Origin of the sequence: Paucidesulfovibrio longus DSM 6739, assembly GCF_000420485.1 — a bacterium.
Classification (GTDB): Bacteria; Desulfobacterota; Desulfovibrionia; order Desulfovibrionales; family Desulfovibrionaceae; genus Paucidesulfovibrio; species Paucidesulfovibrio longus.
The window spans coordinates 271,479-290,572 of sequence record NZ_ATVA01000016.1 but is presented as its reverse complement, the minus strand read 5'-3'; the positions used below and the strand labels follow the sequence as shown (position 1 = coordinate 290,572).

Annotated in this window: 18 protein-coding genes; 4 read left to right on the top strand and 14 right to left on the bottom strand. The window is 62.8% G+C overall.

The features are described from left to right. Positions 1 to 42 precede the first annotated feature (42 nt). From proC to dut, 14 genes are all read right to left on the bottom strand, one after another. Complete coding sequence (gene proC / locus G452_RS0114205; protein WP_022662926.1) at positions 43 to 834, bottom strand: pyrroline-5-carboxylate reductase; 792 nt, start codon at positions 832 to 834, stop codon at positions 43 to 45. Further along, positions 835 to 1,254 (bottom strand): nucleoside-diphosphate kinase, encoded by a 420-nt coding sequence (gene ndk / locus G452_RS0114200; protein ID WP_022662925.1) that lies wholly within the window; start codon positions 1,252 to 1,254, stop codon positions 835 to 837. 47 nt (positions 1,255 to 1,301) lie between these two features. Then, a complete protein-coding gene (locus tag G452_RS0114195; RefSeq protein WP_022662924.1) occupies positions 1,302 to 2,096 on the bottom strand; it encodes an ABC transporter ATP-binding protein in 795 nt (264 codons plus the stop codon). After that, positions 2,093 to 2,998, bottom strand: coding sequence for an ABC transporter permease (locus G452_RS0114190; RefSeq protein WP_022662923.1), 906 nt, complete (start codon positions 2,996 to 2,998; stop codon positions 2,093 to 2,095). Before G452_RS0114190 ends, G452_RS0114195 begins: the two co-directional genes overlap by 4 nt. Positions 2,999 to 3,090: 92 nt before the next feature. Next, entirely contained in the window at positions 3,091 to 4,134 is a 1,044-nt protein-coding gene (locus tag G452_RS0114185; RefSeq protein WP_022662922.1) for an ABC transporter substrate-binding protein, read from the bottom strand. A gap of 120 nt (positions 4,135 to 4,254) precedes the next feature. Continuing rightward, positions 4,255 to 5,232, bottom strand: a complete 978-nt coding sequence (gene fliM / locus G452_RS0114180; protein ID WP_022662921.1) for a flagellar motor switch protein FliM — start codon at positions 5,230 to 5,232, stop codon at positions 4,255 to 4,257. 226 nt (positions 5,233 to 5,458) lie between these two features. Further along, complete coding sequence (locus G452_RS20760) at positions 5,459 to 6,733, bottom strand: divergent polysaccharide deacetylase family protein (RefSeq protein WP_022662920.1); 1,275 nt, start codon at positions 6,731 to 6,733, stop codon at positions 5,459 to 5,461. A 60-nt stretch (positions 6,734 to 6,793) separates the two neighbouring features. Then, a complete protein-coding gene (locus tag G452_RS0114170; RefSeq protein ID WP_022662919.1) occupies positions 6,794 to 8,086 on the bottom strand; it encodes a S41 family peptidase in 1,293 nt (430 codons plus the stop codon). 51 nt (positions 8,087 to 8,137) lie between these two features. Further along, positions 8,138 to 9,160, bottom strand: a complete 1,023-nt coding sequence (locus G452_RS0114165; protein WP_235619623.1) for a murein hydrolase activator EnvC family protein — start codon at positions 9,158 to 9,160, stop codon at positions 8,138 to 8,140. Between the two features lie 77 nt (positions 9,161 to 9,237). After that, on the bottom strand, positions 9,238 to 9,885 hold the full coding sequence (locus G452_RS0114160; RefSeq protein WP_022662917.1) for an endonuclease III domain-containing protein: 648 nt from the start codon (positions 9,883 to 9,885) through the stop codon (positions 9,238 to 9,240). A 19-nt stretch (positions 9,886 to 9,904) separates the two neighbouring features. Further along, on the bottom strand, positions 9,905 to 10,762 hold the full coding sequence (locus G452_RS0114155) for a 50S ribosomal protein L11 methyltransferase (RefSeq protein ID WP_081650623.1): 858 nt from the start codon (positions 10,760 to 10,762) through the stop codon (positions 9,905 to 9,907). A 34-nt stretch (positions 10,763 to 10,796) separates the two neighbouring features. After that, complete coding sequence (locus tag G452_RS21555; protein WP_022662915.1) at positions 10,797 to 11,003, bottom strand: hypothetical protein; 207 nt, start codon at positions 11,001 to 11,003, stop codon at positions 10,797 to 10,799. Positions 11,004 to 11,115: 112 nt separating this feature from the next. Next, positions 11,116 to 12,324 carry an aspartate aminotransferase family protein gene (locus G452_RS0114150; RefSeq protein ID WP_022662914.1) on the bottom strand — a complete coding sequence of 403 codons (1,209 nt, stop codon included), beginning with the start codon at positions 12,322 to 12,324 and terminating at the stop codon, positions 11,116 to 11,118. A gap of 27 nt (positions 12,325 to 12,351) precedes the next feature. Then, entirely contained in the window at positions 12,352 to 12,825 is a 474-nt protein-coding gene (gene dut / locus G452_RS0114145; RefSeq protein ID WP_022662913.1) for a dUTP diphosphatase, read from the bottom strand. Between the two features lie 144 nt (positions 12,826 to 12,969). On the opposite strand from dut, the gene glgP reads away from it, so the two are divergent. From glgP to G452_RS0114125, 4 genes are all read left to right on the top strand, one after another. Beyond that, the gene (gene glgP / locus G452_RS0114140; RefSeq protein WP_022662912.1) at positions 12,970 to 15,543 is read left to right on the top strand and encodes an alpha-glucan family phosphorylase; all 2,574 of its coding nucleotides are present in this window, start codon (positions 12,970 to 12,972) and stop codon (positions 15,541 to 15,543) included. 218 nt (positions 15,544 to 15,761) lie between these two features. Then, the gene (locus G452_RS0114135; RefSeq protein WP_022662911.1) at positions 15,762 to 17,288 is read left to right on the top strand and encodes a glutamate synthase-related protein; all 1,527 of its coding nucleotides are present in this window, start codon (positions 15,762 to 15,764) and stop codon (positions 17,286 to 17,288) included. A 12-nt stretch (positions 17,289 to 17,300) separates the two neighbouring features. Next, complete coding sequence (locus G452_RS0114130; RefSeq protein ID WP_022662910.1) at positions 17,301 to 17,753, top strand: 4Fe-4S dicluster domain-containing protein; 453 nt, start codon at positions 17,301 to 17,303, stop codon at positions 17,751 to 17,753. 39 nt (positions 17,754 to 17,792) lie between these two features. Then, the gene (locus G452_RS0114125) at positions 17,793 to 19,079 is read left to right on the top strand and encodes an NAD(P)/FAD-dependent oxidoreductase (protein ID WP_022662909.1); all 1,287 of its coding nucleotides are present in this window, start codon (positions 17,793 to 17,795) and stop codon (positions 19,077 to 19,079) included. Positions 19,080 to 19,094 lie beyond the last annotated feature (15 nt).

The following is a 19,094-nucleotide window of genomic DNA, read 5'->3' as shown; positions in this document are numbered from 1 at the left end:
GCGGCGTCGGGGGCTTTGCATATTCTGAAAACGCGATTTCCGTTACTGTCCGAGCTCGATGCTGCGCTCGTAGGATTCGCGGATGGCGTCGATGATGGACGCGCGCATGGCGGTTCTGTCCATGTGGATAAGCGCCTGGATCGTGGTTCCCGCAGGGGAGGTGACCATCTCGCGCAGCACCGACACATGCTGGTCGGACTGGGCCGCGAGCTTGGACGATCCCGTGAACAGGCCCTCGACCATCTTGGTGGCCATGGGCCGGGCAAGGCCGAGCGACACGGCAGACTCGATGCAGGCTTCCATGAAGTAGAAGACATAGGCGGGGCCGGAGCCGATGACCGCCGTGAACGCATCGAAGTCCTTTTCCGGCAGGGCGTGCACCTGTCCGAGTCCCTGGAAGATTTCCTGAACGAAGCTCTTCTGGGCGGCGCTCAGTTCCTTGTCGTCCAGGCAGACGGCGAAAACGCCTTCATTGACCAGGGCAGGGGTGTTCGGCATGACCCGGACCACGGGGCAAGCCTTGTCGAGCCAGCCCTTGAGCTTCTCGGAGGTCAGCCCGGCGCAGATGGAGATCAGGCACTGCTCCTTTTTCAGCAGGGGAGCCAGTTCCTTGCAGACGCTGCGAGCATGTTGCGGCTTCACGGCCAGGACAAGGTAGTCGCAACAGGCGGCGAGTTCTCCGGCATTCTTGGCGGCCTTCAGCCCGCACTCCCTGGCCAGAGTCTCGACGTTGGCGGCGTTCAGGTCCGTGCCGTGCAGCTCGACTCCCTTCAGGCCCCGCACGATGGCGGCGCCCATGTTCCCCAGACCGATAAAACCGATGCTCGCTGTCATTTATCCCACCATTTCCAAACGGTTGAAGAAGTAAGCCACTTCGGTCTTGGCCGTATCCGGGCCGTCCGAACCGTGGCAGGCGTTGTTCTGGATGTCGGTGCCGTATTCGCCGCGGATGGTGCCCTTGGGCGCCTGGGTGGAGTTAGTCGGACCCATCAGATCGCGGTAGCGCTTGATGGCGTCCTCGCCTTCCAGAACGCTGACGACGCAGGGACCGGAAGTCATGAACTCGACCAGCTCTCCGAAGAAGGGACGCTCGCTGTGCACGGCGTAAAAACCTTCGGCCTGGGCCTTGGTCATGTGGATCATCTTGGTGGCCTTGATCTTCAGGCCGCTGTCGCTGATCATCTGCAGGATGTTGCCGATGTTGCCGGCGGCCACGGCGTCGGGCTTGATGATGGAAAAGGTCAGTTCGGTCATGAATAATCCTCCTCGAAGTTGCAGTGTTTCAATTCCCCTCAAATATGTCAGCCGAGCAGGGCGCGGTCCGTTACGCAGCCGTCGCCGCCAAGCTCCTGAAAGCGTTCCAGGAGATCCTGGACCTTGAGACGATTCTTTTCCTCGCCCGCAATGTCCAGGATGATGCGTCCCTGGTGAAACATGATCAGCCGATTGCCGTGCGCGATGGCCTGGGCCATGTTGTGCGTGACCATCATGGTCGTCAGATTGCCCTTGCGCACCAGTTCGTCGGTCAGGTTCATGATCTGGGCCGCGGTTTTCGGGTCGAGCGCCGCGGTGTGTTCGTCCAGCAGCAAGACCTTGGGCCGCACCAGGGTGGCCATGAGCATGGTCAGGGCCTGTCGCTGCCCGCCGGAAAGCAGTCCTGTGGCGTCCTCGAGGCGGTCTTCCAGCCCCAGTCCCAGCGTGACCAGCCGTTCACGGAAAAGCTCGCGGTCGGAGCGGCGTACGCCGCGTCCGAGTCCGCGCCGCTTGCCGCGCTTGGCGGCCAGGGAGAGATTCTGCTCGATGGTGGCGTGGGGGCAGGTGCCGAGGAGCGGATCCTGAAACACGCGCCCGATGAAGGCCGCCCGCTTGTGTTCCGGCCAGGAGGTCACATCCTGTCCGGCGATTTCGATGCTGCCCTCGTCAATGGGAAACACTCCGGCGAGCGCGTTGAGAAAGGTGGACTTGCCCGCGCCGTTGGAACCAATGACCGTGATGAAATCGCCTTCGCGGACGTCCAGGTCCACGCCGCGCAGAGCCAGAACCTCGTTGATCTCGCCCCGGTTGAAATATCTCGTCAGCTTATGGACCCGGATCATGCGCTTTTCGCTCCCCTGGCCAGAACCTTGGCCTTGAGCCTTGGCGCTGTCAGCGCAAGGACGACCAGCAGCGCGGTAATGAGCTTGAGGTCGCTCGGCGTGACGGAAAAAACGCCCAGGTCCAGGGAAAGGGCCAGGGCGATGGCCACCCGGTAGAGCACGGAGCCGAGCAGGGCCGCGAAGAGCGCCCGGCCTATGGTCCGGTCCCCGAACACGGTTTCGCCGATGATCACCGAGGCCAGACCGGCCACGATGGTGCCCACGCCCATGTTCACGTCCGCCGCGCCTTGGCTCTGGGCCACGAGCGCTCCGGAAAAAGCCACCATGGCGTTGGACAGCCCCACGCCGAAGATGATCACATTGTGCGTATTCACGCCCTGGGCCGTGATCATGCGGGGGTTGTCGCCCGTGGCCAGGACGGCCATGCCGATCTCCGTGCGCAAAAACCAGATCAGGGCCAGCACCGCGACCACGCCGATGATGCCGAAGAGGATCGGCGAGGAAACGCTGGCGGTCAGTCCGGTGAGGTCCGAGAACTGCTCCACGGCGGTCCGCTCGCCGAGCAGGGCCATGTTCGGTCTGCCCATGATTCTTATATTGATGGAGTAAAGAGCGATCATGGTCAGGATCGAGGCCAACAGATGCAGGATCTTGAGCTTGGTGTTCAAAAAGCCCGTGACCATTCCGGCGAGAAAGCCGGCTCCGGCGGCCATGAGGCAGGCGGCCCAGGGGGCGTGGCCCGAAGAGATGGCCACGGCGGAAATGGCCGCGCCCAGAGGCAGGCTGCCGTCCACGGTCAGATCCGGGAAGTCGAGCACACGGAAGGTCAGATAGACTCCGAGAACCATGATCCCGTATACGAAGCCTTGCTCGAGCGCTCCGGAAAAGGCGTATAGCGTCATGTCGTTTTCCTGGGCCTGGACCCGCGCGGAACGAAAATGGGCGCGGCAGTCACCGCGCCCATACATCGAATCCGGTTGAATCGCAATGGATGCTATTCGATGACCTTGGAAGCCTTTTCGAGCACGGACTCCGGGATCGTCACGCCCATGGCCGCGGCGGCCTTCTTGTTCACGTGCAGGGAAAGGTCGCGGATGTATTCCACCGGAGTGTCCGCGGGATTCGCGCCGTCCACAAGAATGCGGATGGCCATGTCGGCCGTCTGCACGCCCATCTTGTAATAGTCCACGGCCAGGGCAGCGATGCTGCCGCGCGCCACGGAGTCGGTGTCGCCCGTGAAGAGGGGCAGCTTGCTCTCCTCGCAGACCTTGATGGCCGATTCCAGGGCCGAGACAACGGTATTGTCCACGGGCACGTAGATGGCCTCGCAGCGGCCCACGAGGCTCTTGGCCGCCTGGTAGACGCCGCTGGAGTTGTCGATGGTGGCCTCGACCACTTCGATGCCGAAAGGCGCGCACTGGGCCTTGAGCAGGTTCACGAGGACCACGGAGTTGGTTTCGCCTGCGTTGTAGATCACGCCGAGCTTCTTGATTTCCGGCAGGAAGGTCCGGATCAGCTCCACGTGCTTGTCCAGGGGGCTCATGTCGGTCATGCCCGTGACGTTGGCGCCGGGATGTTCCAGGCTTGCGACGATCTTGGCGCTGACCGGATCGGTCACGCCCGTGAACACGATGGGACGGTCGTCGATGGCCTGGACAACGGCCTGGGCCGAGGGAGTGGTGATGGCCAGGATCAGGTCCGGCTCCTCGCCCTTGATCTGCTTGCCGATCTGGGCGTTGGTGGCCATGTCTCCCTGGGCGATGTGGTCGGTGAAGACGGCGGGCACGCCTTTTTCAGCAAAGCGATCCTTGAATCCCTGGCGCATGGCGTCGAGGGAGGGATGCTCCACGATCTGGGTTATGGAAATGGCGAACGGCTTTTTCTCCGCAGTCTCGGAAGCCGCCGGGGCCTGTTCCTGGACCTGCTCCGGAGTCTTGGTCCCGGACTCCGCCTGTTCCGCGGTTTTGTCGGACCCGCACCCGGCGAGCAGGGCCAGGCTGAACAGCAGCGCCAGAAGCGGCGAAATGAATCGTTTCATTGGGGTTCCCCCTCGGTTAGAAACCATGTTGCCTGATGCAAAGTAGAGGGGGGACATATAATGCAAAACGGGCCGATATTCAATCGGCCCGTTCGTACGGCAAGGAGATGCCGAAAGGGATCAGAAACGGATTTCCTCTTCCTTCATGACCTGGAACGCCTTGTTGCCCTTCACTCTTCCGGGCAGACCGAAGAACTTGCGCACGCCTTCGACCTCGGCTTCAAGAAGGTTGTCCTCGTCCGTGTCCAGCAGCAGGATGTCGCCCTTGTGCAGATCCATGAGCTGTCGCCCCGTGAGGGTGGTGTGTCCGAGGCGGACGACCATTTCCACCGGAGTTTCCATGAGCCGTTCCTTGAAGCGGTTGATCCAGACGTGGTCCACTTCCAGCCGCTCGGACTGGAAGGAGGCGTGCAACTTGGAGCGGATCGGCTCCATGGTGGCGTAGGGGAGGCAGACGATCAGCGAGCCGATGGCGTTTTCCAGCTCCACCTCGAAGGTGACGACGATGACCACGTCCGAAGGGGGCACGATGGCCGCGAACTGGGGGTTGACCTCGGTGCGCACCATCTCCACATGTACCTCGTGCACGGGCTTCCAGGAATCTTCCATGTTCGAAAGGGCGATCTTGACCACACGGTCCACGATGGCCTGCTCGATGGGCGTGAAATCGCGTCCTTCGACCTTGGGCTGGCTGCCTGCGCCGCCGAAGAAGCTCTCCACCAGGGCGAAGACCAGCCGCGAATCCACCACGAGGATGGCGTTTCCGCGCAGCGGGTCCATCTTGAAGATGGAGATGGAGGTCGGCACGGGCAGGGAGCGCATGAAATCGCCGAACTTGGACATGTCGATGGAAATCGGGTTGATGTCCACGCGCTTGCGCATGGTGTTGGCCAGGGCGTTGGTGGCCAGCCGCGCAAAGCGGTCGTTGACGATTTCCAGAACCGGCATGCGGCCGCGAATGATGCGGTCCTGGTTGGCGAGGTCGAAGGCTACGACGCCGGAGTCGTCCTCCGGCAGGTCCGTCTCCGTTTCGACATCGCCGCCCGAAAGTCCGCGCAACAACGCATCGACTTCATCCTGTTCAAGAATCTTGCTCATACCCGTGGTCCTCGAAAAGCTGGGCGAATGTTCTCACTGTCGTGCCGCCGTCGCGCTGACGGCGGCGGTCCGTTTCACCAAAAAGTGAAAGCAAAATCCGGACCGAAGGAAATATCGACCGCTTCCCGGCCGCATGTCGCGACCCTACACCAGTCCGCTTTGGACTGGCAACGCCGCAGACGGACGGGAAGAGAAAAGGAGGTCAAAAAAACGACGATTTCCGAAGCTATTGCGGCGCGAGGGAAGTCAACGGAACCACGGAAACCGCGGGGTCGAGACCTCGGAGCCATTCGCTCAGGGCCTGCACGGTCTGGGGGTGGGGATGCCCGATGGCGATGGCCACTCCGTTGCGCAGGGCCAGCCGTTCGGCCTTCTTGAGCTGAAGCACGATGTCGGGCACGGCCAGGGAGTTGTCCAGAAAAACGTCGCGCCCGTAGAAGGGCAAGCCTGCTGCGCGCGCGCGGGCGCGGCCGACGCTCTTGGCCGTGGTGCGGCTGTCCAGGAAGAAGAGATGGCGCTTTTTGAGCAGGCGCATCAACCGATCCATGCCGTGCGCGTCGCTGGTGAACCGCGAGCCCATGTGGTTGTTCACGCCCACGGCTTCCGGAACTTTGGCCAGGTTCGCCGCGATGGTCTTGTCCAGAGCCTCGTCGCTCATGGACGCGAAAAGCGCCTGTTTGCCGGGATTGTCCTTGGGGTAGCCGATCGGCTCCATGGGCAGATGAACGAGCAGGTCGAGTCCTTTCCGCACGGCCAGCTCCCGCACGGCGGCGGCCTGGGACGCGTTGGGCCAGACGGCGAAGACCACGGGGACCGGCAGGGCGGCCAGGGAGCGCGCCACCGTCATGTTCTCGCCCATGTCGTCGATGACCACCACGACCTTGGGGCCTTTGGTGGAGGGCAGATAGGGCAGGGGAACGCCCACGAATCGATGCGTGGGCACGCCGTCGACGCTGACGAGAATCTCCCCGCGCTCGCCGGGGGTTATGGCGTAGCGTTCTTCGGGCAGGGCGCTCTTCAACGCGGCGAGAAGCTGGGTGAAGGAAATGTTTTCAGGCAGATGAAGAGTCTGAAACGTATAGGATTCCCCGTCGTGCTCCTCCCGGTGGACATCCAGGAAGGCAATGCCGGAAGGATCCATGGCCAGAGCGTGCATGGCGTCGACCAGGGCCTGGTCCACGACCCGGACGCCCGCTTCCAGACTGCCGGCGGGATAGACTTCGCTGCCTTCGGGCAAAGCCCGTGAACGGATCACGGATGGATCCGCAATCGCCTGCGGCGTCTGAACGCCCTGCGGATCCTGCTCCGCGCCGGAACGGAGGAAGAGCAGGAGCAAGGCGCAAAAGACCACGGCCAGCCCGAGAGTGACCAACGGGACGGGCCGAAGCAATGAATCGAGAAGGGCGGCGGGGACGGAACGCCCCGGACCGGACGGCTCCTGTTCGGAGCCGTCCGGATTGAGGGGCTGTTGTTCTTGATCGGGGCGGCGGGATTCTGCCATGCCGGTATCGTAGGGTTTTCCGCCGGATTTCCTCAAGAGGAACCCCGGCAGGAAATCCTGCTAGTGAATCTGAGTGATCCGGGGAAGCTTGCGGACCATCTCCAGGGCCAGCCGGAGCTGGTTGTCCTTGGCCAGCATTTCCGCGGCCTTGCTTTCCGTTTCCTTCTTTGCGCGGCGGGGAGCGTCGCCGTTGGCGTTCTCCAGGTGACCGGAGAGATCCTTCTCGCGCAGGGTCATGCCGCGCAGGGCGTCGGCTTCCGCGTCCATCTTGGAGGGGGCGAAAGGAATCTCCAGGTCGGGAACGATGCCCTCGGCCTGGATGGAGCGGCCGCTGGGCGTGTAGTAAAGGGCGGTGGTCAGCTTGATGCCCGCGCCGTCCGGCAGGGGAATGATCTGCTGCACCGAGCCCTTGCCGAAGGAACGTTCGCCCAGGAGCAGGCCGCGTTTGTGGTCCTGAAGCGCTCCGGCCACAATTTCCGAGGCCGAGGCGGAACCCGCGTTGACGAGCACCACCAGGGGAGCGTTCACGTCGGTATCCTGCTTGCGGGCCAGGAAGTCCCGACGGCCCATGCCGCCCTTGCCCTGGATGTAGACCAGCAGGCCGTCGGAAAGGAAGGTGTCGGACACCTGGACGGCCTGATCGAGCAAGCCGCCGGGGTTGTTGCGCAGGTCGAGCACCACGCCCTTGAGCTCGTGCTTGCTGCGGTACTCGTTGATCTTGTCATGCAGATCGCGCGTGGTGTCCTCATTGAAGCGAGTCAGCCTGACGTAGAGATAGCCTTCGTCCAATTCCTCGGTCTTGACGCTGATGATGGGAATCGTCCCGCGGGTGATTTCCACTTCATCGGGACGGTTGGAATCGCGATGCAGGATTGTCAGGGTCACGGAGGTGCCTTTCTCGCCGCGGATGTGGTCCACGGCGTCGGTCAGGGACATGCCTTCCGTGCTCTCGCCGTCGATCTCGAGGATGAAGTCTCCGGCCTGGAGGCCCGCCTTGTACGCGGGGGTGTCCTCGATGGGGGAGACGACCACGAGGCGGCCGTTGTCCATGCTGATCTCGATGCCGATTCCGCTGAACTTGCCGCTGGTGCTTTCCTGCATGTCCTGGAAGTCCTGCGCGGTGAGGTAGGCGGAATGGGGGTCGAGCTGTTCCAGCATGCCCTTGATGGAGTCTTCGATGAGCTGCGTCCGGGAGATGTCCTCGACATAGGAGCTTTCCACGATGTCCAGCACCTGGCTGAACCGTTTGAGCGCATCCAGGTGGCTCTCTTCGGCCGCATTGGAAACCGGGCCTGTGGAGAGCGTCAGGGCGAACATCAGTGTAAAGGTAAACAGCCAAAGCGCAATTCGCATATCTGCCTCCGGGAAGGATATGGGAGCGACCGGACGCGTATCCGGACTAGATTATTTCGGGAAAAGCCACACAATGGGGTTAATTGGTTTCTGACCAAAACGCAATTCAAAATAGAGACCGGGCCCTTGCACGTCGGGGTAGAACCCGGCGGACCCGATGGGTTCGTCTTTTTCCACTTCCTGACCGACCGTGACCGGGCTTTCGCCGAGATATGCATAGAGACTGTAATAATCGTTGCCGTGGTAGATGATCACCACGCGCCCGAACCCGCGCAGGATGTCGTTGTGGACCACCTTTCCCCAGAATGCGGAGCGGACCTGGGCACCCGACTCGGTACGCATGCCGATGCCTCGGAAGGGCGGGTCGGCGGAGGGGGCGAATTTTTTGGCCAGTTCGCCCTTGGCGGGCCAGGGCAGGAAGCCTTTGCTCTCGGAAAAACGTTTTGTTTTCTGGCTCTTGAGCTGGTAGTTCAGTTCCTTGATGGTCGCCAGGATGGAACGCAGCTCGGCTTCCAGGCTTTCCTTTTCGCCCTGGACGCTGCGCAGCCCGGAGCGCAGCTTCAGCCGCTGCCGGAGCAGCTCGTCCTTGTCCTTGTTGACCGCCTCGAGCCGTTTTGACGCTTCCTGGCTGAGCGCCTGCTGCCTGCGCAGGTTGTCCGCGCGCTCCAGGGCAGCGGCGGCCGCTTCCTTCATCACGCCCAAGACCTGCCTGTACACGGCGGCCAGCCACTGGAAACGTCGGTCCGCGTCCTCCCAGGAGGTCAATCCGGAAAAACGGTTGCGCATATTGCGCATGTGAATGGGCCAGATGCCTTGCACGAGACGGACGAGTTCCTTGCCGATGGCGTCGCGCCGGGCTTCAAGCCGGAAATACTCCGCGCGAAGCTCCACCTCCCGGCCGCGCAGGGCGTCCAACTCGGCTTCCTGCTTGCGCACGGATCGCTGGAGCTCGTCGATTTGCGCCTCGACCCGCCGCAGATCGCGATGCATGGCCTGTTCCCGCTCTTCCAGCTCCTTGAGCGTGTCCTGGCGCTGGGCCGCCTCCTCCTTGGTCTGCTCAAGCGCCTTGCGCATATCCTGCGCCTGCGCGGCGGGGAGGGCTGCGGACGAAACCGCCAGCAATAGAAGCAGAAGAGAAAGCGCGCGCATGTTCATTCCAGAAAGGATTCCAAGGGACAGCCGCGGCAACGCTGCTTTTGCTTTGCGCACCAGCCGTGCCCGACACGGACGAGCAGGGCGTGGAATTCGTTGCAAAGCGCCGCGTCCGGTTCAAGCTTGTCCATGAACAGGGCCTGTAGTTCGTCATAGACCACTTCTTCGGGAATCAGGCCGTGCCGAGAACAAATCCTGGCGGTATAGGCGTCCACCACGAAGACGGGCTGCCCCAGGGCATAGCAGAGAATCGAGTCGGCCGTTTCCGGGCCGATTCCCTTGACTCCGAGCAGACGCGGTCGCAGCTCCCGCCAGTCCAGCCCTTGCAGGCCGGAAAGCGCGGCGTCCGCCGCGCCTCCGCATTCCTCCTCCAGAAAATCGAGAAACGCATGAAGCTTGCGAGCCTTCATGCGGTAATACCCGGACGGCCGGATAAGTTCTTCAAGCCGCTCCAGAGGCAGAACGCGAAGGGAGGCTGGCTCCAGCGCGCCTACCTCGGCAAGGTTGCCGACGGCCTTGGTCACGTTGGACCAATTGGTATTCTGGGTCAGGATGGCGCCGACCGCGATTTCGAACGGGGTTTGTCCGGGCCACCAGCCGCTCGGACCGAGCTGGTCCAGCATGGTCCGATAGAATCGCTCCAGCATCGCGGCCCCGCCCAACGGCTCAGACCTCCGTCCAGACCAGGGCCACCCATTCGCCGTCGGCCCGGACAACAGGCTCGTCCAGGCCCTGGGCGCGGTAGGCCGCAATCACAGCAGGAGCCTGCTCGCCGAGAATGCCGGACAGGATCAGCCTGCCGCCGGGGGCCACCGCGGCCCTGAGGCGGGGGGCCATGTCGATGAGCGGTCCGGAGAGAATGTTGGCCACGACCACGTCGAAACGCTCGTCGCCAGCCAGCAGGTCCAGGCTGCCCACGGCGTAGGCAACCTTGTCCGCGACTTTGTTGGCTTCGGCGTTTTCCACGGCGCAGGTCACGGCTTCAGGGTCGATGTCGAGTCCCCTGCCCGTGAGGCCGAGCATGGCCAGCCCGATGGACAGGATCCCGGAGCCCGTGCCCAGGTCCAGAAAACGCTTGTCCTTGAACTCTCCTTTGCCGAAGAGGTCCGAGATGGACGAGAGGCAAAGGGACGTGGTCGCGTGGTGCCCGGTGCCGAAGGCCATCTTGGGTTCGATGACGATGGGCGTCATCTCCGGGGAGCCGGAGTCCTTGAGCCAGGGCGGCAGCACTTCGAAGCGTTCGCCGCAGGAAACGGGAACGAAGAAGTCCTTCCAGGCCAGTGCCCAATTTTCGGCCTCCTGCTCGGCCACCTCAGGTTCGCTGCCCGGCCAGCGGGTGCGCGCGTCCTCGGCGACCTTGTCGGCGGAGGAAGGAAGTTCGAAAAAGACCCGACAGCGCAGGCCCTGAGGAGTTTCCTCTTCTTCCCAGCCGGAAGCGGTCCGATCTGCCATGAAAGCCGCCAGATCCTCGGCGGTATCCTTTCCCGCCTCGGCGGGCACGGTGAATTGCACTTGGTACAGCATGCTCTTTCGTATGGTTGGGCGACCGGCCCGGAAATCAGGCCATGTCGTTGATGATGGAGCCCTTGCCGGTGTAGGCGGCGTTGAACACGGTGGTTTCCTCGGCCTTGACCACATCCTGGACGCGGAGGTGCTTCTCCGCATCGGCGAGATGCTGCGGGCCGAAAACGGCGTCGGAGCCGTCAAGACGCATCTCGTGTCTTGGACGGGCGTCTTCCGGGTTCGGGGCGGATATGCTCGACATGCGACTCCTTGCGGAATTTTCTCCACCATAGCCAAGTCGGGCGGTTCTGGTCAATGCGCGGACCGGCCCGGACGCATGTCGGCGAACAGGGCCGGTCCGCAAAATGGTTTCTTCAGCGCTCCACGTCGCGCAGCACTTCGGCGAGAGCCGCGGCAAAGGCGGTCAGGTCCGCCTCTTCGATGGTCAGCGGCGGCAGGAGCCGGAGCACGCTGCCCTGGGTCAGGTTGAGCACGAACCCCTTGTCCAGCAGGGCGCGCCAGACGTCCTGTCCCGGGAAAGCCAGCTCAACGCCGATCATCAGGCCCATGCCGCGCAGACTGAGGATCTTGTCCGGATGCTCCGCGACCACCCCGCGCAGGGCTTCGTGCGCAAACGCCCCCAGCAGTTCCGCGCGTTCGGCCAGCCGTTCTTCAAGCATCAGATCAAGAACCTTGGACGCCACCGCCGCAACGACGGGGCCGCCGCCGAACGTGGTCGCGTGGCTGCCGGGTTCGAAGCCCTTGGCCGCTTCGTCCGTGGCCAGGACCGCGCCCATGGGCAGGCCGTTGGCCAGCGCCTTGGCCGTGGTGAAGATGTCGGGGCGCACGTTGAAGCGCTGGTGCGCCCAGAAGCTGCCGGTGCGGCAGAGCCCTGTCTGGACTTCGTCCACGATGAGCAGGAAGCCCTTTTCCTCGCGCAGGGCGAGCAGGGCGTCCACGAATTCCTCAGGAAGCGGACGAACGCCGCCTTCGCCCTGAACCATTTCGACCATGACCGCGGCGGTGGCGTCCGTGACGGCGCCCCGCAGGGCGCAGACGTCGCCGAAAGGCACGGTGCGGAAGCCGGAGGGCAGCGGGCCGAAGCCGTCCTTGATCTTGCCGCTTTGTCCCGTGGCCGTCAGGGTGGCCAGGGTCCGACCATGAAAGGAGCCTTCCAGGGTCACGATCTCGTGGGCGTCCACCCCGCGCACCTTGCGCATGTAGCGCCGGGCCAGCTTGATGGCGCCTTCGTTGGCTTCGGCTCCGGAGTTGCAGAAAAAGACCTTGTCCGCGTCGCAGGTTGCGAGAAGCTTCTCGGCCAGGAGAATCTGCGGCTCCTGATAGAAGAGGTTGGAAACATGCCCCAGGGTCTCGGCCTGCTCGATCATGGCCTTGTTCAAGGCCGGATGGCAGTGGCCGAGGCCGTTCACGGCGATGCCCGCGAGCAGGTCCACGTATTCACGCCCTTCGGGATCGTAGAGACGGTTGCCCGCGGCGCGGGCCACGGCCAGCGGATACCGGCCGTAGGTGCTCATGATGCTTTTCTTTTCGCGTTCGACCCAATTATTATATGTTGAACCCATGATCTTGCTCCGAATATGAGATTGGCTTCAAATAGTGCCCGTATGTCCGAATCCGCCTGCGCCCCGGTCCGTGTCCGAAAGATCGTTCACCGGGAGAATGCGCGCCTGGCGCACGGGCAGGAAGACCAGCTGCGCGATCCGCTGCCCGCGCGCCACCACTCGTCGTTCGCCCGAGGTATTCAACAGGGAGACGATGATCTCTCCGCGGTAGTCGGGATCGATCACGCCCACGCCCTGGCTGACGGTCAGACCTTTTTTTGCGCCGAGGCCGCTGCGCGAGAAGACGAATCCGGCCCAACCGGGTTCGCCGATCTCGATGCGCACTCCCGTGCCCAGGGCCAGACGCCCGCCGGGTTCGATGCCCATTTCCTCGGCGTCGAAACAGGCGCGCAAATCCAGGCCCGCGGAAAAGGCGGTTCCATAGGCGAGCTTGTGTTCTTCCCAGACGGGATGAGTGAAATGGACCTTCACGTCGAGGGGGCTGCCGAAATCGTTCGTCATCTGATCTCCTTATGTCGCAAGGGTTGTAAATGAACCGAAAGGGCACGGGTGTCAAACGCCGATTTGTCCCAATACGCGTATTGCGCTTTGCCCCATGTCCCGTTAGAAGATGAACAGAGAAATCTCATCACGCTAGGAGTCCCCATGCGTCCCCTGAAAACTTTCAGTGCTGTTCCGCGGTTGCCCGACGGCCTTTCCGGTCTCTGGGAGCTGGCCTATAATTGCTGGTTTGCCTGGAACAGCGAGATAGCGAACATCTTTTCCACCATAGATCACGGCCTCTGGGCGAGTTGCCGGGAAAACCCGGTGGTCTTCCTGAACCGCGTGCCGCAGCAGACCCTCATGGAACTCGCCCAGGACGAGTTCTTCCTCCAGCGGCTGGAAGAAGCCCTGGGCACTCTGCGGCAATATCTTTCCAAGGAAGGGTCGAGCACGACCTTTCCGGACCAGCCCGAAAACAAACCCGCCGTGGCTTATTTCAGCCTTGAATACGGCATTGCGTCCTGTCTGCCGATCTATTCCGGCGGCTTGGGCATTCTGGCCGGCGACCATCTCAAATCAGCTTCCGACCTGAACCTGCCGCTGACCGGCGTGGGGCTTTGCTACCGCGAAGGCTACTTCCGGCAATACATGACGCCGGACGGCTGGCAGCAGGAGCGCTACCCGGACTACGATTTCGAGGAGCTGCCCCTCAAGCCCGTCAAGGATGCCGAGAACCAGCCCCTGACCGTGGAGGTCGACCTCGCGGGACAGCGCCTCACGGCGCGCGTCTGGCTCTGCGCCGTGGGCCGGATCCGTCTGTATCTGCTCGACGCGAACATTCCGGAAAATTCGCCGGAGCTGCGGCAGGTGACCTCGCGGCTCTACGGCGGCGACCTGGAAATGCGTCTTCGCCAGGAAATGCTTCTTGGAGTGGGCGGCGTCCGTCTGCTCGACAAGCTCGGGCTGCGTCCCACGGTCATTCACATGAACGAAGGGCACTCCGCCTTTGCCGCCCTGGAGCGCATCCGCACCTTCATGCGGGAGAAGGGCCTCAGTTTCGAGGCTGCATTGGAAATGGCGGCCTCCACCAGCGTCTTCACCACGCATACTCCGGTTCCGGCAGGAAACGACCGTTTTCCCGCGGATCTCATGGCCCGCTATTTCGAAAGCTACGCACGCGACATCGGACTCTCCTTCAAGGTCTTTCTGGCCCTGGGCAGGGAAGATCCCCGCAACGACCAGGAACCGTTCTGCATGACCGTGCTCGCGCTGCGGCTCTCACGATTCAACAACGGCGTGAGCGTCCTGCACGGCAAGGTTTCCCGAAACATGTGGAAGCGGGTCTGGCCCCAGTTCCCCGTGGAGGACGTGCCCATCGGCGCCATCACCAACGGCGTGCACATGCCCACTTGGGTCGCCCCGGACCTCGCCCTGGTCTACGACCGCTATCTCGGCTCCAACTGGCGCGAGGATCCGGACTGCACGCGGGTCTGGAAAAACGCGGACAGCATTCCCGACGCCGAACTCTGGCGCACGCACGAAAGACTGCGCGAAAGGCTCGTGGACTTCGTGCGCAAGCGCCTGCGGCGACAGCTCATGGACAAGGGCGCCCGCGCCAAGGAGCTTCAAACCGCCGAGGAGGTGCTGGACCCGCGCGCCCTGACCATCGGCTTTGCCAGACGATTCGCCACTTACAAGCGCGCGAACATGCTGCTCATGGACGAAGAGCGCCTGATCCGGCTCGTGACCAACCGGGAGCGGCCCGTGCAGTTCATCTTCGCGGGCAAGGCCCACCCCGCGGACAACGACGGCAAGCGCCTGATCCAGAAGCTCATCGAACTCTGCCGCCGCGAGGAAACGCGGTATTCCATGGTCTTTCTCGAAGACTACGACATGAAGATCGCCATGCGCATGGTCCAGGGCTGCGACGTCTGGCTGAACACGCCCCGCCGGCCCCTGGAAGCCTGCGGCACCAGCGGCATGAAGGCCATGGCCAACGGCGTGCTCCAGCTTTCCACGCTCGACGGATGGTGGGACGAAGCCTATCGCTCGGACAATTCCGTGGGCTTCGCCATCGGCATGGGCGAAGAGTACGAGGACAATGCCTACCAGGATTTCGTGGAAAGCCAGACCTTGTACACCGTGCTGGAAAGCGACGTCGTGCCGGATTTCTACGACATCGGACACGGCAACCTCCCTCGCAGCTGGGTTCACAAGATGAAGCGGGGCATCGGCGATCTCGGCCCGATCTTCAACGCCCACCGCATGGTCGAGGACTATACGGAAAAGGCCTATATCCCGGCGTATCGAAACGGCACGGCCCTGGCACAGAACGATTTCCAACCAGCCAAGGAATTGGCCTCCTGGCGCATGGACCTGATGACGCAGTGGGGCGGACTCGCCATCCGCAACGTTCGCAGCGACGCCAAGGAACGCATCTTCGTGCAGGAACCCATCAAGGTCTGGGCCGAAGTGCACCTCAACGGGGTGGGTCCGAACAACGTTCAGGTCGAAGTCTACCACGGATTGCTCGACAAGGACGGGGTCTTTTCCCGCAGATCGACCACGTCGATGCGCGAAGACAAGGATCTCGGGGACGGCTGGAGGCTTTATCGCTGTGAAATTCAGCCGCATGACCCTGGCCGCTTTGGATTTACCGTCAGAATCATGCCGAGCCACCCGTATCTGCCCGATCCGCACAGTCTCGGATTGATTCATTGGGCTCAAACCGAGTAGCAAATTACGCGAAAGGGCCTCGCAAGGGGCCCTTTTTCATATTTCGCATTTTATCCATCCAAATTCAGACCGACCACTCTTGCTTTCACTTTTTTGTTAAAAAATTGCCTATTGACACGTCGCTGTCCTTTGTGCTTTTTTGACCCTCCTTATCCAAGATATGATGGGGGATTCGTCACCCAGAGCAACCACCCAACATCGCGTGAGAGGTGTCCACAGTGCTGTTTCAGCCTATCAACAAAAACTACTACGAATTTCAGATCGAACGCGACAAGGACCGGTGCATCAACTGCCAGGTCTGTGTTCGACAGTGCTCCTACGAGGCGCACTACTGGGACGAAAACCGGCAAAAAGTCATGCACGACAATACCAAGTGCATCGGCTGCCACCGCTGTGAGGCGCTCTGTCCCACGGCGGCCCTGACGATTCGTCGGACCCCCTCTGAATTTCGACCCAACGCCAACTGGCGTCCGGTCTTCATCCAGAACATCTACAAACAGGCGGACACCGGCGGCGTGCTGCTGGCGGGCATGGGCAGCCCCGTGGACATTCCCATCTATTGGGACCGCATGCTGCTCGACGCCAGCCAGGTCACGAACCCGTCCATCGACCCGCTGCGCGAACCCATGGAGCTGAAGACCTTCCTCGGCGCCAAGCCCGACCGCATCGAGCTGAATGTGGACAAAGACGGCAAGCCGAGCCTGAAAACCGAGCTTACCCCGCAGATCGAGCTGGCAACGCCGATCATGTTCGCGGCCATGAGCTTCGGCGCCATCAACTTCAACCTGCACCGGGCCATGGCGCGCGCCGCCACGGAACTCGGCACCGTCTACAACACGGGCGAGGGCGGATTGCACCGCTCGTTGTTCAAGTACGGAGCCAACACCATCGTGCAGGTCGCCTCGGGCCGTTTCGGCGTGCACCGCGACTACCTGAACGCGGGCTGCGGCATCGAGATCAAGGTCGGCCAGGGAGCCAAGCCCGGCATCGGCGGCCACCTCCCCGGCGAGAAGATCAACGACAAGGTTTCCGAAACCCGCATGATCCCCATCGGGTCCGACGCCATCAGCCCGGCGCCGCACCATGACATCTACTCCATCGAAGACCTGCTCCAGCTGATCTTCGCGCTCAAGGAAGCCAGCGAGTACCGCGTGCCGGTTTCGGTCAAGATCGCCGCCGTGCACAACGTGGCCGCCATCGCTTCGGGCGTTGTGCGCGCCGGAGCGGACATCGTCACCGTGGACGGAATGCGCGGCGGCACGGGCGCGGCCCCGGCCATGATCCGCGACAACGTGGGCATTCCCATCGAGCTGGCCCTGGCCGCGGTGGACCAGCGGCTGCGCGACGAAGGCATTCGCCACAAGGCTTCCGTGGTCGCCGCGGGAGGCATCCGCTGCTCCGCGGACGTGGTCAAGGCCATCGCGCTCGGCGCGGACGCCGTGTACATCGGCACGGCCACGCTGCTCTCCGTGGGCTGCACGCTTTGCGGGCGCTGCTACACGGGCAAATGCCCCTGGGGCATCGCCACCAACGACCCGCGGCTCTCCAAGCGCCAGAACCCGGACGTGGCTTCCACCAAGATGGTCAACCTGGTCAAGGCCTGGAGCCACGAAATCCAGGAAATGCTCGGCGGCATGGGCCTCAACTCCATCGAGAGCCTGCGCGGCAACCGCGACAAGCTGCGGGGAGTGGGCCTGAACGACACCGAACTGGACATCCTCGGCGTCAAGTACGCCGGAAGGTAGGGGAGGCCGAACATGAAACGAGTGTATCCGAACAGAGAATACTGCATCGGTTGCCATATTTGCGAGCTGGCCTGCATGACGGCCCACTCCAAGTCCGGCGACCTGATCATCGCCTATACCGAGGAGCGGGACGAGGACGGACTCTCCCCGTGCAAGAAGATCTTCCAGAAAGGCTCGGAATGCGTGGCCATCAGCTGCCGCCATTGCGACGACCCTTCCTGCGTCGCCGCCTGCATTTCGGGCGCGCTGCACAAGGATCCCGAAACGGGCGAGACCGTCTACGACCGCGAGAAGTGCGTGGGCTGCTGGTCCTGCCTCATGGCTTGCCCGTACGGCGCCATCCGCCGTCACCCCAAGATGAACAAGATCGTCAAGTGCGATCTGTGCCACGGCCGCGAAGGCGGCCCCGCCTGTGTCGAGGCCTGCCCGAACAAGGCGCTGAAATTCGAGGACCGCGACGACTAGGTCGCCAATTCGACCGCGACAGAGACCCAAGAGGGCGACATGAAATACGTACTCATCGGCAACGGAGTGGCCACCATCGGTGCCATCGAGGGCATCCGCAAGCACGACAAGACCAGCGAGATCATTGCCGTCGGCAGTGAAGTGGCGGCTCCGTACGGACGGCCGCTGATCTCCTATCTGCTGGCCGGAAAGATCAGCCCCGATCAGCTCGCGCTGCGTCCCGAGGAATTCTACCGCAAGAGCAATGTCGAGCTGCGTCTCGGCACCACGGTCACGGGCATCGACCGCGCGCACAAGGTCGTGAAGACCGACAAGGGCGAGGACATCGCCTACGACCGGCTGCTCATCGCCACGGGCGGCAAGCCCTTCACCCCGCCCATTCCCGGCGGGGACGGCGAGGGCGTCTACAACTTCACCAACCTCGACCACGCCCAGACCATGATCACCCTGGCCAAGGACGTGAAGAAGGCCGTGGTCATCGGCGGCGGGCTCATCGGCCTCAAGGCTGCGGAATCCCTGTTCGACCGGGGCGTTGAAGTGGCGATTCTGGAGCTTTCGCCGCGCATCCTCTCGCTGGCCTTCGACGCCAATGCGGCCCGTCTGGCCGCGCGGCGGCTGGATGAAGTCGGTCTGTCTGTGCATTGCGGCGTTTCCGCCAAAGAGATCGAACGCGACGCCTCCGGAAAGATTCTGGGCGTGAAATGCACGGACGGAACCTACATCCCCACGGAGATCGTGGTCATCGCCATCGGCGTCGTGCCGAACACGGACCTGGCCAACGCCGCAGGGCTCAAGGTTGACCGGGGCATCGTGGTGGACGACCTGATGCGCACCAGCGACGAAAACGTGTTCGCCGCCGGCGACGTGGCCCAGGCAAGGGATCTGCTCCACGGCGAGAACCGCGTGGTGCCGATCTGGACCAACGCCTACAACCAGGGCTACTGCGCCGGAAAGAACATGGCCTCCAAGGAAACGCCCTACATCGGCGGCCTGGCCATGAACTCCATCAGCTTCTACGGACTGCCGACCATATCCGTGGGCACGGTCAACCCGCCCGAAGGCGAGCAGGGCTACGACATCGAAGCCTCGCTGGACGAACGCAAGCAGACCTACAGAAAGCTCGTCTTCCACAAGAATCGGCTGGTGGGCTATGTGCTCGTGGGCGACATCGATCAGGCCGGTCTGTACACGGCCTTCATCAAGTTCAAAATGAGCCTGACCCCGGAGATGCGCCAGAAGCTGGCTTCGGGGCAGCCGGATGTCTTGATGTGGCCGGATCGGTTCTTCGACGAGACCTGGAATCCCAACTGGCAGGACAAGGACTAGCCGTGCGGCGGCGTA

What these genes read in the sequence shown, in the direction of transcription:
- proC (WP_022662926.1), bottom strand. Translation starts at nt 834, where the DNA reads ATGACAGCGAGCATCGGTTTTATCGGTCTGGGGAACATGGGCGCCGCC.
- ndk (WP_022662925.1), bottom strand. Translation starts at nt 1,254, where the DNA reads ATGACCGAACTGACCTTTTCCATCATCAAGCCCGACGCCGTGGCCGCC.
- G452_RS0114195 (WP_022662924.1), bottom strand. Translation starts at nt 2,096, where the DNA reads ATGATCCGGGTCCATAAGCTGACGAGATATTTCAACCGGGGCGAGATC.
- G452_RS0114190 (WP_022662923.1), bottom strand. Translation starts at nt 2,998, where the DNA reads ATGACGCTATACGCCTTTTCCGGAGCGCTCGAGCAAGGCTTCGTATAC.
- G452_RS0114185 (WP_022662922.1), bottom strand. Translation starts at nt 4,134, where the DNA reads ATGAAACGATTCATTTCGCCGCTTCTGGCGCTGCTGTTCAGCCTGGCC.
- fliM (WP_022662921.1), bottom strand. Translation starts at nt 5,232, where the DNA reads ATGAGCAAGATTCTTGAACAGGATGAAGTCGATGCGTTGTTGCGCGGA.
- G452_RS20760 (WP_022662920.1), bottom strand. Translation starts at nt 6,733, where the DNA reads ATGGCAGAATCCCGCCGCCCCGATCAAGAACAACAGCCCCTCAATCCG.
- G452_RS0114170 (WP_022662919.1), bottom strand. Translation starts at nt 8,086, where the DNA reads ATGCGAATTGCGCTTTGGCTGTTTACCTTTACACTGATGTTCGCCCTG.
- G452_RS0114165 (WP_235619623.1), bottom strand. Translation starts at nt 9,160, where the DNA reads ATGCGCAAGGCGCTTGAGCAGACCAAGGAGGAGGCGGCCCAGCGCCAG.
- G452_RS0114160 (WP_022662917.1), bottom strand. Translation starts at nt 9,885, where the DNA reads ATGCTGGAGCGATTCTATCGGACCATGCTGGACCAGCTCGGTCCGAGC.
- G452_RS0114155 (WP_081650623.1), bottom strand. Translation starts at nt 10,762, where the DNA reads ATGCTGTACCAAGTGCAATTCACCGTGCCCGCCGAGGCGGGAAAGGAT.
- G452_RS21555 (WP_022662915.1), bottom strand. Translation starts at nt 11,003, where the DNA reads ATGTCGAGCATATCCGCCCCGAACCCGGAAGACGCCCGTCCAAGACAC.
- G452_RS0114150 (WP_022662914.1), bottom strand. Translation starts at nt 12,324, where the DNA reads ATGGGTTCAACATATAATAATTGGGTCGAACGCGAAAAGAAAAGCATC.
- dut (WP_022662913.1), bottom strand. Translation starts at nt 12,825, where the DNA reads ATGACGAACGATTTCGGCAGCCCCCTCGACGTGAAGGTCCATTTCACT.
- glgP (WP_022662912.1), top strand. Translation starts at nt 12,970, where the DNA reads ATGCGTCCCCTGAAAACTTTCAGTGCTGTTCCGCGGTTGCCCGACGGC.
- G452_RS0114130 (WP_022662910.1), top strand. Translation starts at nt 17,301, where the DNA reads ATGAAACGAGTGTATCCGAACAGAGAATACTGCATCGGTTGCCATATT.
- G452_RS0114125 (WP_022662909.1), top strand. Translation starts at nt 17,793, where the DNA reads ATGAAATACGTACTCATCGGCAACGGAGTGGCCACCATCGGTGCCATC.